At 73.5% G+C, this 13,652-nt stretch carries 9 protein-coding genes; 5 read left to right on the top strand and 4 right to left on the bottom strand.

From position 1 onward, the window contains the following. The first annotated feature begins 109 nt into the window (after positions 1-109). From GC722_RS14645 to uvrC, 5 genes are all read left to right on the top strand, one after another. The gene (locus tag GC722_RS14645; protein WP_156611397.1) at positions 110-1,096 is read left to right on the top strand and encodes an ABC transporter permease; all 987 of its coding nucleotides are present in this window, start codon (positions 110-112) and stop codon (positions 1,094-1,096) included. Between the two features lie 7 nt (positions 1,097-1,103). Next, complete coding sequence (locus GC722_RS14640; RefSeq protein ID WP_156611395.1) at positions 1,104-2,045, top strand: carbohydrate ABC transporter permease; 942 nt, start codon at positions 1,104-1,106, stop codon at positions 2,043-2,045. 49 nt (positions 2,046-2,094) lie between these two features. Continuing rightward, on the top strand, positions 2,095-3,777 hold the full coding sequence (locus GC722_RS14635) for a type 2 periplasmic-binding domain-containing protein (protein WP_156611393.1): 1,683 nt from the start codon (positions 2,095-2,097) through the stop codon (positions 3,775-3,777). An 84-nt stretch (positions 3,778-3,861) separates the two neighbouring features. Continuing rightward, positions 3,862-6,330 carry a glycosyl hydrolase family 95 catalytic domain-containing protein gene (locus GC722_RS14630; RefSeq protein WP_156611391.1) on the top strand — a complete coding sequence of 823 codons (2,469 nt, stop codon included), beginning with the start codon at positions 3,862-3,864 and terminating at the stop codon, positions 6,328-6,330. A gap of 9 nt (positions 6,331-6,339) precedes the next feature. Beyond that, positions 6,340-8,316: an excinuclease ABC subunit UvrC gene (gene uvrC, locus GC722_RS14625; RefSeq protein WP_331714882.1), complete on the top strand. Its 1,977-nt coding sequence runs from the start codon at positions 6,340-6,342 to the stop codon at positions 8,314-8,316. 19 nt (positions 8,317-8,335) lie between these two features. Here uvrC and GC722_RS14620 read toward each other — a convergent pair whose 3' ends face one another. From GC722_RS14620 to nirB, 4 genes are read right to left on the bottom strand one after another with little or no spacing between them, the layout of a single operon-like run. Further along, a complete protein-coding gene (locus GC722_RS14620; RefSeq protein WP_231747886.1) occupies positions 8,336-9,448 on the bottom strand; it encodes a uroporphyrinogen-III synthase in 1,113 nt (370 codons plus the stop codon). Further along, positions 9,445-10,632, bottom strand: a complete 1,188-nt coding sequence (gene cobA / locus GC722_RS14615) for a uroporphyrinogen-III C-methyltransferase (protein WP_331714881.1) — start codon at positions 10,630-10,632, stop codon at positions 9,445-9,447. Before cobA ends, GC722_RS14620 begins: the two co-directional genes overlap by 4 nt. Before the next feature lie 3 nt (positions 10,633-10,635). Next, positions 10,636-11,001: a nitrite reductase small subunit NirD gene (gene nirD, locus GC722_RS14610; RefSeq protein WP_156611389.1), complete on the bottom strand. Its 366-nt coding sequence runs from the start codon at positions 10,999-11,001 to the stop codon at positions 10,636-10,638. After that, complete coding sequence (nirB, locus tag GC722_RS14605) at positions 10,998-13,649, bottom strand: nitrite reductase large subunit NirB (protein ID WP_156611387.1); 2,652 nt, start codon at positions 13,647-13,649, stop codon at positions 10,998-11,000. Before nirB ends, nirD begins: the two co-directional genes overlap by 4 nt. Between the last annotated feature and the right edge of the window lie 3 nt (positions 13,650-13,652).

Raw genomic sequence — 13,652 nt, 5'->3', positions numbered from 1 at the left:
GGGGTTCGCGGACGACCCCTTGCAGAACCCCCTCGGGCTGTGATGTCATCCGATCAATCTTCGTGTGAGCGAAGCCCTTCCTGACCAACGTCGCTGCAGGAGGACGCCGATGACGGCGGTGCAGGCACCACCCGAGGGAGCAGCCGGGGTCGCGGCCGCGCCCGTCCAGCTCCCGCGCCCCAGCGGGTTCTCCCACCGGTTGCGCCGCAGCCTGCGACGGCACTGGCAGCTGTACCTGCTGATGGTCGTCCCGCTGGCCTACTTCGTCATCTTCAAGTACGTCCCGATGACCAACACGGTGGTGGCCTTCAAGAGCTACAGCGTGGTCCGGGGCGTGTGGGACAGCCCGTGGGTGGGCATGGCCAACTTCGAGCGGCTGTTCCGCAACCCGGTGTTCTGGACGCTGGTGAAGAACACCCTGCTGCTCTCGGGCTACACCGTGCTGGCCGGCTTCCCGCTGCCCATCCTGCTCGCCCTGATGCTCAACGAGGTGCGGCACCGGCTGTTCCGCAAGAGCGTGCAGATGATCACCTACGCGCCCTACTTCATCTCCACCGTGGTCGTCGTCTCGATGCTGATCCTGATGATGGCGCCCCGGCTGGGCATCGTGACCAAGACCTTCGGGCTCTTCGGGATCGCGGCACCGGACCTGCTCGGCAACCCGGACTACTTCCGGCACGTGTACGTGTGGTCGGATGTCTGGCAGACCACCGGGTACTCCGCGGTGATCTACATGGCGGCCCTGTCGGCGGTGGACCCGGCCCTGTACGAGTCCGCCAAGGTGGACGGCGCCTCCCGGCTGCGGCGGATCTGGCACGTCGACATCCCCGGCATCATGCCGACCGCGACGATCATCCTCATCCTCAGCGTCGGCAACATCATGGCCATCGGGTTCGAGAAGGCCTACCTGCTGCAGAACCCGCTCAACCTGGCCCAGTCCGAGATCATCGCCACCTACGTCTACAAGACCGGTCTGCTCAACGCGGACTTCGGGCTGGCCACGGCCGTCGGGCTGCTGAACTCGGTGGTCAACCTGTTCCTGCTGCTCGTCGTGAACTGGGTGTGCAAGCGCATCAGCGGCAGCGGGCTGTGGTGAGGCGACGATGACCACCACCGCGCTGTCCCGCCGCCGCCGCGTCCTGCCCGACCGCCCCGCCACCCGCATCCGCGAGTCCTCCGTCGACCGGGTCTTCCTGGTGGCCGTCTACCTGCTGCTCGGCGTCTTCGTGCTCGCCGTGCTGCTGCCGCTGGTCTACATCGTGGCCAGCTCCTTCTCCAGCCCGGCGGCCGTGTCCTCCGGACGGGTCTTCCTGTGGCCGGTCGACTTCACCCTGCAGGGCTACGAGGTGGTGCTGACCAACCCCGAGATCCTCACCGGCTACGTCAACTCGCTCATCTACGCCGTCGCAGGCACGTTCATCAGCACCACCCTGACCGTCGCGATCGCCTACCCGCTGTCGCGCAGGGGCCTGGTGGGCAGCAACCTGATCATGGCGCTGGTGCTGGTGACCATGCTCTTCACCGGCGGCCTGATCCCCACCTACCTGGTGGTGCAGGAGCTGGGGATGCTCAACACCCGGTGGGCGCTGCTGCTGCCGCAGGCCATCGCGGTCTGGCAGGTCATCATCGCCCGCACCTACTTCCGCTCCGCCATCCCCGACGAGCTGGCCGAGGCGGCCGAGCTCGACGGCAGCAGCGACCTGCGCTTCCTGTGGTCGGTCGTGCTGCCGCTGTCCAAGCCGATGATCGCCGTGGTGGCGCTGATGTACGCCATCACCCAGTGGAACTCCTACTTCGACGCGCTCATCTACCTCAAGGACCCCGACCTCTACCCGTTGCAGCTCGTGCTCCGCAACATCCTGATCCTCAACTCCAGCGCCGGCGGGGGCGTGGTGGACGTCGCCCTGCAGATGCAGCGGGAGCAGATGGCCGAGCTGCTCAAGTACTCCCTGATCGTGGTCGCCAGCATCCCGGTGCTGCTGATCTACCCCTTCGTCGCCCGGCACTTCACCAAGGGCGTGATGATCGGCGCCGTCAAGGGCTGACCGTCCCCCTCCCGTCCCAGCCGTCCCACCTCCCGAGAGGAACCCAGCCATGACCAACGACCGAGGCCGCCTGCGGACGGCCGCCCGCCGGGGCGGGGCGCTCACCGTCGCCGCCACCGTGGTCCTCGCCGCCGCCGCCTGCTCCGGCTCCGGCGAGCCCACCGAGGAGGAGAGCGTGGGCGGACCCGCCCAGCTCAGCGTCTTCGCCCCGCAGGGTCCCGAGCAGGACCTCGCCACCAACGTGTTCACCCAGCAGCTCAGCGAGCAGTTCGACATCGAGTTCAGCTGGCAGACCACCACCTGGGACGGCGTCCCGGCCGCGGAGAAGCGCAACATCGCGCTGGCCAGCGGCGACTACCCGGACCTGTTCCTGCTGATCCCCTGGGTGGACCAGTTCCGCCCGGCCGACGTGATGAGGCTCGGGCAGCAGGGGGTGGCGCTGCCGCTCAACGACCTGATCCGCGAGCACGCGCCGAACATCCAGGCCGCGCTGGACTCCAGCGCCGACCTGCGGGCCATGTCCACCGCGCCCGACGGCAACATCTACGGCCTGCCGCAGCTGGTGGAGTGCTACCACTGCAGCTACCAGGCCAAGCTGTGGATGAACTCGGAGTGGCTCGAGGAGCTCGGCCTGGACCAGCCCACCACCACCGAGGAGATGCGCGAGGTGCTGCGGGCGTTCAAGACCCGCGACCCCAACGGCAACGGCGAGGCCGACGAGGTGCCGCTGAGCGCCAGCGTCCGCGACGACCTCATCCCGTACTTCATGAACTCCTTCATCTACGACCCGCAGGGCACCAGCGGCAACAACCGCTCCACCCTGGTGCTGAACCAGGGCCGGGTGGACCTGCAGGCCAACAAGGAGGGCTGGCGCGAGGGCCTGCGCTACATCAAGTCGCTGTGGGACGAGGACCTCATCGACCCGGGCGCGTTCACCCAGAACCCCGACGCGCTGCAGCAGATCGGCGACAACTCCGAGGCGGTGATCCTGGGAAGCGCCACCGTGCTGCACCCGGCCATCGCGGTCACGCTCGGCCAGGAGGACGGCCGTGACAAGGACTACGACCCGGTGCCGCCGCTGACCGGTCCGACGGGGGCGGCCTACGCGGCCTACAACTTCCCCTCCGTGCCCGGGGCGACGTTCGTGCTGACCAACAAGGCCTCGGCCAACGACCAGGTGGCCGCGATCAAGATGCTCGACTACATCTACACGACCCAGGGCCAGACCGAGGGCATCCACGGCGAGAAGGGCGTGGACTGGACCGACCCGGAGGAGGGCGACATCGCCCTCGACCCGGCGGTCGAGCCGCTGTACAAGGTGCTGCCGGCCGAGGACGAGGGGACCCCTCGCAACTCCAAGTGGGAGGCGCTGGCCCAGTACAACAACACCCTGGCCTACCGCAACGCGATGGTGGTGCCCGAGGACATCTACGACCCGGCCGGCTACGAGCGCCGGCTGTTCGAGGCCACCCAGCTCTACGCCGGCAAGGAGGACAAGGCCCAGGTGTTCCCGTCCTGGGGCATCTGGGTCGACCCGGCCGACGCCACCGAGATGGCGCAGCTGCAGACCAACATCGAGAACTACGTCACCCAGAACTCGCTGGCCTTCATCACCGGCTCCAAGGACCTCGACGCCGACTGGGACGCCTACGTCCAGGGCTTCGAGGGCCTGCAGCTGGGACGATACCTGGAGCTGCAGCAGGCTGCCTACGACCAGTACCTGACCCGCTGACCACCCCGGACCCGCCAGCTCGAACCCCCTCAGCCAGACCCGCCAGCTCATCCCGCCAGCTCGACCCGCACGAGGAGCCGCACCGTGACCGCACCCCGACCCGCCCTGACCGCCCGCACCCCCGCGCTGACCTGGAACGAGGGCTACCCGCTGGGCAACGGCCGGATCGGGGTGATGGTCCACGGCGAGGCCGCCGAGACGCGCTGGGACCTCAACGACGACACCTGCTGGTCGGGCTGGCCGGGCAGCACCGCCGGCCAGCCGGCCTCCGACGAACCCTCGCCGCAGGTGGTGGAGCGGGTCCGCCGGGCCCTCTTCGACGGCGACGTCGACACCGCCGAGCGGGAGATCCGCAAGGTGCAGTACGGCCACAGCCAGTCCTACCAGCCGCTGGCCGCGCTGACCGTGGTCACCGACCCGGGGACCCGCCTGCTGCACCGCCGGCTGGACCTGTCCACCGGGGTGGCGGCCTGGGCCACCGACGGACCTGCGGGGGAGGGGCAGGTGGCGGGCTTCGTCAGCGCCCCGGCGGGGGCCGTGGTGGGCGAGCACCGCTGGCAGCGGCCCACCGACGTCCGCGTCCGGCTCACCGCCGCCCACGCCGAGTTCGGGCACTGCCGCGCCGACGCCGCGGCGGAGGGGCTGCTGACCCTGGTCAGCCGGATGCCCACCGACGCCTACCCCAGCCACGACAAGAGCGAGGAGCCGCTGCGCTTCGACCTCACCCCGGGCCGGGCGGTCACCGCCGCGGTCGCCGTCCGGGTGGTCACCGACGGGACCGTCGCCGTGCCGGCGGGGGCGGAGGCGGTGGGGCCCGTCGAGCTGGCCGTCACCGGGGCCACCCACCTCACCCTGGTCGCCACCACCAGCACCGACTTCGTGGACGCCGTGACGCCCCCGCACGGGCGGGTCGAGCAGCTGCTGGCCGACGCCGTCGCACGCGCCCGGACCCAGGCCGACCGCGACGTGGCCGAGCTGCGCGCCGAGCACGAGGCGGACCACCGGGCGCTGTTCGACCGCTTCGAGCTGGTGCTCGGTGACGGCACCGACGCCGTGGACGGAGACACCGACGAGCTGCTGGCGCGGGCCAGCCGCGGGGACGTCAGCCCCGCCCTGGTGGCGCTGGCCACCCAGTACGGCCGCTACCTGATGATCGCGGCCTCCCGCCCGGGGTCGCGGGCGACCAACCTGCAGGGGATCTGGAACCGGCTGCTGCAGCCGCCGTGGAGCAGCAACTACACGGTGAACATCAACACCGAGATGAACTACTGGCTGGCGGCGCCGGGCAACCTGCTCGACTGCGCCGAGCCGCTGTACGGGCTGGTCGAGGACATCGCCCGGACCGGCCGCGACACCGCGCGGCGGGTCTACGACCGTCCCGGCTGGGCCGCGCACCACAACGCCGACGTGTGGGGCTACTCGCTGCCCGTGGGCGACGGCGCCGCCGACCCCTGCTGGGCGGCCTGGCCGATGGCCGCCCCGTGGCTGCTGCAGCACCTGGCCGAGCACCACCGCTTCACCGGGGACACCGAGGTGCTGCTCGACCGCGGCTGGCCGCTGGTCGACGGGGCGGTGGAGTTCGTGCTGTCCTGGCTGGTCACCCTGCCGGACGGCACGCTGGGCACCGCCCCCTCCACCTCGCCGGAGAACCGCTTCCGCACCGGCTCGGGCACGGCGGCGGTCACCGTCTCCTCGACCATGGACCTGGCGCTGGCCCGCGACCTGCTGCGCACCTGGCTGCGGTGCGCCGAGCTGCTGGAGACCGAGGGCGCCGCCGGCGGCCGGCGCGCGGCGGACCCGGAGCGCCGCAGCCAGGTGGAGGCCGCGTTGGCGCAGCTGCCGCTGCCGGAGCCGACCGCCCGCGGCAGCTACCCCGAGTGGCACCTGGACCTGCCCGAGGCCGAGCCCACCCACCGGCACCAGTCGCACCTGTTCGACCTGCACCCCGGGGACGCGCTGCACCGCCACGACCCGGCGCACCTCGCCCGGTTCGAGGCCGTGGCCGAGACGCTGCGGCTGCGCGGCAGCCACTCCACCGGCTGGTCGATCGCCTGGCGGGTGGCGCTGCACGCCCGGCTGGGCAACGTCGACGGCGCGGTGGCCAGCCTGGGCCACTACTTCAACCTGGTCGACGACCCCGCCGACGACCGCCGGGGCCGGGTGCACGTGCCGGGCGGGGTCTACCGCAACCTGCTCTGCGCCCACCCGCCCTTCCAGATCGACGGCAACTTCGGGGTGGCCGCCGGGGTGCTGGAGATGCTGCTGCAGTCGCACGAGGTCGACTCCGGCCGCCCGGTGCTGGACCTGCTGCCCTGCCTGCCGCCGCAGTGGTCGTCCGGGTCGGTGCGGGGGCTGCGCGCCCGCGGCGGGCTGGTCGTCGACCTCAGCTGGCGGGACGGGGCCGTGGAGCAGCTGCGTCTCCACCCCGGGCGGGACCAGGAGGTCGTGGTGCTGGCGCCCGGGGCCGCCCCGGAGGTGCTGCGGCTGCGTGCCTCGGAGCCGGTGGTGTGGTCGCCGACGGCGGCGCCGGAGGGTGTCGCCGCCGGGACCTAAGGTGGGCGGGTGGCAGATCCTTCCTCCTACCGCCCCGCGCCCGGGTCGATCCCGCTGAACCCGGGGGTCTACCGGTTCAGCGACGCCCAGGGACGGGTGATCTACGTCGGCAAGGCCAAGAGCCTGCGGCAGCGGCTGAACTCCTACTTCGCCGACCCCGCGTCCCTGCACCAGCGCACCCAGACGATGGTGCGCACGGCGGCACGGGTCGACTGGACGGTGGTGCAGACCGAGGTCGAGGCGCTGCAGCTGGAGTTCGCCTGGATCAAGGAGTTCGACCCGCGGTTCAACGTCAAGTACCGCGACGACAAGTCCTACCCGTGGCTGGCCGTGACCTGGTCGGAGGAGTTCCCGCGGGTGTTCGTGGGCCGCGGCCCCAAGCGCAAGGGCACCCGCTACTACGGGCCGTACTCCCACGCCTGGGCGATCCGCGAGACCGTCGACCTGCTGCTGCGGGTGTTCCCGATGCGCTCCTGCACCAAGGGCGTGTTCCGCAACGCGGCGCAGACCGGGCGGCCCTGCCTGCTGGGCTACATCGACAAGTGCTCCGCGCCCTGCGTGGGCCGGGTGGACGCCGAGCAGCACCGGGCCATCGTCGACGACTTCTGCAGCTTCGTCGGCGGCCAGTCCGGGCCCCTGCTGCGCCGCCTGGAGCGCGAGATGAAGCAGGCCGCGGCCGGCATGGAGTACGAGCGGGCGGCACGGCTGCGCGACGACATCGGGGCGTTGCGGCGGGCGATGGAGAAGAACGCCATCGTGCTCGCCGACGGCACCGACGCCGACGTCATCGCGCTGGCCGAGGACCCGCTGGAGGTCGCCGTGCAGGTCTTCCACGTCCGCGGCGGCCGGGTCCGCGGCGAGCGGGGCTGGGTGGCCGACCGCAGCGACGACAGCACCACGCCGGAGCTGATCCAGGCCTTCCTGGTGCAGCTCTACGCCGACGACGAGGCCCGCACGGCCGAGACCGGGTCCTCCCCGGTGCCGCGGGAGGTGCTCGTCCCCGAGCTGCCCAGCGACCCCACCGTCACCGAGTGGCTGACCCAGCTCCGCGGCTCCAACGTCTCGGTGCGGGTGCCGCAGCGCGGCGACAAGCGCACCCTGATGGAGACGGTGGCCAAGAACGCCGCCGAGGCCCTGGTGCGGCACAAGACCAAGCGGGCCAGCGACCTGTCCACCCGCAACCGGGCGCTGGAGGAGATCCAGGAGGCCCTCGACCTGCCCGAGGTGCCGCTGCGGATCGAGTGCTACGACGTCTCGAACCTGCAGGGGACCGAGGTGGTCGCCTCGATGGTGGTCTTCGAGGACGGGCTGCCGCGCAAGGGGGAGTACCGCCGTTTCGTGATCCGCGGCGTCGACGGGCAGAACGACGTGGCCTCGATGCACGAGGTGATCACCCGGCGGTTCCGCCGGCTGCTCGAGGAGCGCCGCGAGCTCACCAACCCCGACGACCCCGACGGCCCGCTGCTGGTGGACCCCACCACCGGCGCGCCCCGCAAGTTCGCCTACACCCCGGCGCTCGTGGTGGTCGACGGCGGCCCGCCGCAGGTCGCCGCCGCCGAGCAGGCGCTGGCGGAGCTGGGGGTGACCGACGTCGCGCTGTGCGGGCTGGCCAAGCGGCTGGAGGAGGTCTGGGTGCCGGGGGAGGAGTACCCGGTGATCCTGCCCCGCACCAGCGAGGGCCTCTACCTGCTGCAGCGGATCCGCGACGAGGCGCACCGCTTCGCCATCACCCACCACCGGGGGCGGCGCAGCAGGACGATGGTGGAGTCGGCCCTGGACCAGGTGCCCGGGCTGGGCGAGATCCGCCGCAAGGCGCTGGTCGGGCACTTCGGCTCGATCAAGAAGCTGCGGCAGGCCACCCCGGAGGAGATCGCCCAGGTGCCGGGGATCGGGCCGCGGCTGGCGCACAGCATCGCCAGCACGCTGTCCGAGGCGCCGCGTCCGGAGGGCATCAACACCGCCACCGGCGAGGTGGTCGAGGGCTGAGAGCCGGCCGCCCGGCTGCTCAGGCGGTGGCCAGCCGGTAGCCGCGCTTGACCACCGTCTGGATCAGGTCGCGGCCGACGGCCTCACGGACCCGGGCGACGGCGACCTCGGCGGTGTGGGGGTCGCTGGAGTCCCCGGGCAGCACCTGCAGCAGCTCGTCGCGGGACACCACGCCGCCGCGGGCGTCGGCCAGCGCCCGCAGCACCGCCAGCCCGCTGGGGGACACCGGCAGCACGTGGCCGTCCAGCAGGGCCACCGTGCGCCGCACCTGCAACGCACCCGCCCGGGTGGCGACCGCCGTGGTGGCCGCCTGCTCGAAGTGGTGCACCAGGGTGCGCACCAGCGCACCCAGCCGGCCGCGCTCGGGGACCAGCGGGGTGATGCCGGCGTCGCGGAGCGGGCGGGCGGTGACCGGCCCCACCGCGGCGGCGACCAGACCGCCGGCGGCGCAGCGCTCCACCACCGCCGGCAGCGCCCCGGCCTGCTCGGCCGCCGACAGCCAGGCCGCCGCCCCCGGGGCCGAGGTGAACACCACCGCGTCGACCTCCCCGCGGGCCGCGGCCAGCACCGACTCGCCGACCCTGGCCGGGTCCGGCGGCGGCCCCCACCGGTAGACCACCAGGCTGCGGACCTCGGCGCCCGCCGCGGCCAGCTCGGTGTCCAGCCCGTCGGCACCGGCTCCGTGGTGCTGGACGGCGATCTTGCACCCGGTGACGCCCTCGTCCAGCAGCAGCTCCAGGATCTCGGCCGACGTCTCGGACTCCGCCACCCAGTCCGCCTGCAGCCCGGCCGCCTGGATCGCCCCCCGGGCCTTCGGTCCGCGGGCCACGATCCGCGTACGGGCCAGGGTGGCCACCAGCTGGTCGGCCAGCCCGGCCACGTCGGCGGCCTCGATCCAGCCGCGGAGCCCGATCCCGGTGGTCACCACCAGCACGTCGGGCGGGTCGGCCAGCAGGGCCCGCGTGTCGGCCAGCAGCTGCTCGTCCTCCTGGTGGGGGACGATGCTCAGCGCGGGCGCGTGCCGGACGCTGGCGCCGCGGCGGGTCAGCGCCGCGGCCAGCTCGCCGGAGCGGCGGTCGGCGGTGACCAGCACGACGCACCCGGCCATCACCTGGTTCAGCGCAGAGCTCATGCCCCATTCTCTCCCGGACCGCTGCCGTCGCCGGCCGGCGCCGCGGGGGCGAGGGCGTCGACCACCGCACCCACGACCACCACGGCCGGAGCTCCCAGCCCCGCGGACTCCACCTCGGCCACCAGCCGGCCGAGCGGCGCGGTGACCGACCGCTGCCGCGGCGTGCTGCCGTCGGAGACCAGCGCGGCCGGCGTCCGGGGGTCGGCTCCCGCGGCCAGCAGCGTGGCCACGTGGCGGGACAGGTTGGCCACCCCCATCAGCACCACCAGGGTGGCCTCGCCGGTGACCACGGCCCGCACGGCGGCACCGGTCAGCTCGGTGTGGCCGTGCTCCACGAGCACCCCGGTGCTGGTGCCGCGGTGGGTGACCGGCACCCCGGCGAGGGCGGGCACCGACAGCGCGCTGCTGACCCCCGGCACCACCTCGACCGCCACCCCCGCCCGGACGCAGGCCAGCCACTCCTCGCCGCCGCGGCCGAACAGGAACGGGTCCCCGCCCTTGAGCCGGACCACCGTCAGCCCCGCCCTCGCCCGGTCCAGGAGCACCTGGTTGATCTCGTCCTGGCTGACCTGGTGCCGGCCCGGCGTCTTGCCGACGTCGACCACCTCCACCCGGGCGGGCAGCCGGTCCAGCAGCCCGGTCGGTCCGAGCCGGTCGGCGACCACCACGTCGGCGCGGGCCAGCCACCGCTGACCCCGGACGGTGATGAGGTCCTCCGCGCCCGGTCCGCCCCCGACCAGCACGACCCGTCCGGCCGGCCCGGTGCGGGACCGGGCGGGGGAGGGCGTGGACGGCTCCTCCAGGGGCAGCAGCCGGGCGCTGCCCAGACCCCAGCCCGCCTCGTCCTCGCGCGCCCCACCCCCGCCCGGCTCGTCACCCGCCGCGGCGAGAGCCGGCCGGCGGCGCTCGGCGGCGGCCGCCAGCAGGGCCCGGTCGGTGAGCGAGCCGCCGGTCGCGGCCACCACCAGCCAGCAGTCGTCGAGGTCGGCGGCGACGGCGGGGCGCGGCGTCCAGCGGACCCGGCCGGTGCGGGCCAGCTCGGCCAGGTCCTCGCACAGCTCCTCGGCCAGCACCCGCACGTCGGCGTCCTGGTCCAGCAGCGAGGCCGCCGCGCGGGCCGCCGCGGGGCCGCCGCCGGCCACCAGCACCGCCCGCCCGGCGAGCTCCAGCGCCACCAGCGCCACGGCTCAACCCTCCCGCGGGCCGCGGGCGAGCAGCACCACGCCGTCGCGGCACCGCACCGGCCAGGTGCGCAGCCGCCGCGGCTCGCGGCCCTGGGTGTCCAGGCACTCCCCGGTGCGCAGGTCGAAGACCTGCTTGTACATCGGCGAGGCCACCGTCCAGGCCTCGCCGCGGGTGCCGACGATGCCCCGCGACATCACGTTGGCGCCGGAGTAGGGGTCGAGCTGCTGCACCGCCAGCACCTCGTCGTCGACCATCCGGAACAGCGCCACCTGCTCCCCGTCCACCAGCGCCGCCGCCCCCCGCTCGGGGACCAGGTCGGTCAGCCGGCAGACGGCCAGCAGGGACTCGGGTGCGGCATCCAGGCTCATCGGCGGACCTCCAGCTCGGCACCGGCGATCAGGACCGCGCCGCCGGTGCGCTCGGACGGGGTGGCGGGCCGGATCTGGCCGCGCTCGGGGACGTACTGCAGCGACTCGTCGACGTGGTCGGGGGCGTTGACGAAGGCGGTGAACTTGCGCAGCTGCTCGGGGTCGGCCAGCACCGCGGCCCACTCGTCGGCGTAGCCGTCGACGTGCGCGGCCATCGCCTGCTCCAGGTCGGCGCCGATGCCCAGCGCGTCCTCGACCACGACCTCGCGGACGTGGTCCAGGCCGCCGTCCAGCTCCTCCAGCCAGGCGGCGGTGCGCTGCAGCCGGTCGGCGGTGCGCACGTAGTACATGAGGAAGCGGTCCACGGTGCGGACCAGGGTGTCGTTGTCCAGGTCGGCGGCCAGCAGCTGGGCGTGGCGCGGGGTGGCGCCGCCGTTGCCGCCGACGTAGAGGTTCCAGCCCTGCTCGGTGGCGATCACGCCGACGTCCTTGCCGCGGGCCTCGGCGCACTCCCGGGCGCAGCCGGAGACCCCCAGCTTGAGCTTGTGCGGGGAGCGGAGGCCGCGGTAGCGCAGCTCGAGGGCCACCGCGAGCCCGACCGAGTCCTGCACCCCGTAGCGGCACCAGGTGGACCCGACGCAGGACTTCACCGTCCGCAGCGACTTGCCGTAGGCGTGACCGGACTCGAACCCGGCCGCGACCAGCCGCCGCCACACCGCCGGCAGCTGCTCCAGCCGGACCCCGAACAGGTCGATCCGCTGGCCGCCGGTGATCTTGGTGTACAGCCCGAAGTCGCGGGCGACCTCGCCGATGGCGATCAGGCCCTCCGCGGTGACCTCCCCGCCGGGGATGCGGGGCACCACCGAGTAGGAGCCGTCCTTCTGCAGGTTGGCCATCACGTGGTCGTTGGTGTCCTGCAGCGCCGCCTGCTCACCGGCCAGGATGTGCCCGCCCCCGAGCGAGGCCAGGACCGAGGCCACCACCGGCTTGCAGATGTCGCAGCCGCGGCCACGCCCGTGCCGGGAGATGATCTCGCTGAACGTGGTCAGCCGGGTGACCCGGACGATCTCGAACAGCTCCGCGCGGGTCTGCTCGAAGTGCTCGCAGAGCGCCCTGCTGACCGTCAGCCCCGACTTCTCCAGCTCGGTGGTCATCAGCTTCTTGACGCTCGGCAGGCACGAGCCGCAGCTGGTGCCGGCCCGGGTGCAGCCCTTCACGGCGGCGAGGTCGCAGGCGCCCTGCTCCGACACCGCGCACCGGACGGCCCCGGCGGTCACGTTGTTGCAGGAGCAGACCACCGCCTCGTCGGGGAGCTCCAGCCCGGCCGGGCCGGCCGCCGCACCCTCGGGCAGCAGGAAGGCAGCCGGGTCCACACCGAGCCGGCGTCCCACCATCGGGCGCAGGGAGGCGTAGGCGCTGGCGTCGCCGACCAGGATGCCGCCGAGCAGGACCTCGGCGTCGTCGGAGAGCACCAGCTTCTTGTAGACGCCGGCGGCCGGGTCGGCGTAGACGACCTCGAGGGCGCCGGGGGTGGCGGCGAAGGCGTCGCCGAAGGAGGCGACGTCCACGCCGAGCAGCTTGAGCTTGGTGGAGGTGTCGGCGCCGGGGAAGGTGGCCTGCCCGCCGAGCAGCCGGTCGGTCAGGATCTCGGCCATCGTGTACCCGGGGGCGACCAGACCCAGGGTGGCGCCGCGGATGCAGGCCACCTCGCCGACGGCCGACACGTGCGGGTCCTCGCTGCGGCAGGCGTCGTCGACCACCAGCCCGCCGCGGGGGCCGACGGCCAGCCCGGCGGCGCGGGCCAGCTCGTCGCGGGGCCTGATGCCGGCGGCGACCACGACCACGTCCACGTCGGTGCTGGAGCCGTCGCTGAAGGTCATGGCGGCCACCGCGCCGTCGGGGCCCGCGGTGATGGCCGTGGTGGCGGTGCTGGTGCGGACCTCGATCCCGAGCCGGGTGATGATCCGCTGCAGGGCGTGGCCGCCGGCCTCGTCCACCTGCACCGCCATCAGCCGCGGCGCGAACTCGACGACCGTGCTGTGCACGCCCATGGACTGCAGCGCCCCCGCCGCCTCCAGACCGAGCAGGCCGCCGCCGACGACGGCGCCGCGCAGCGGCCGGTCGTGCTGCTCCGCCCGGTCGCGGACCCAGCGCTGCAGCCGGGCGACGTCGTCGAGGGTGCGGTAGACGAAGACCCCGGGCAGGTCGGCGCCGGCGACCGGGGGCACGAAGGCGCTGGAGCCGGTGGCCAGCACCAGCTCGTCGTAGCGGTGCACCTGCCCGGTGGCGGTGGTCACCGTGCGGGCGGCGCGGTCGAGCCCGGTGACCCGGCTGCCCAGGACCAGGTCGACCCGGTCGTCGTCCCACAGCGCGGGGTCGCCCAGGGCGAGCTGCTCGGCGTCGCGGCCGGCGAAGAAGGAGGTGAGGCCGACCCGGTCGTAGGGCGGGTGCTCCTCCTCGCCCAGCACGGTGACGGTGAAGGCCCCGGTGGTGTCGCGCTGCAGCAGCGCCTCCACGAGGCGGTGGGCGACCATGCCGGCACCGACCACCACGAGGCGGCGCGGCCGGTCGGCGGTGGTGTCCGCGGGGTCTGGCGGGGTCTGGTCCTGCACGTCGATCTCCTCGGGCCGGTCCTTCTCCTGGGGCATGTC

Source organism: Auraticoccus cholistanensis (assembly GCF_009742705.1).
Classification (GTDB): Bacteria; Actinomycetota; Actinomycetes; order Propionibacteriales; family Propionibacteriaceae; genus Auraticoccus; species Auraticoccus cholistanensis.
This window is presented reverse-complemented; position numbering and strand designations above follow the sequence as displayed.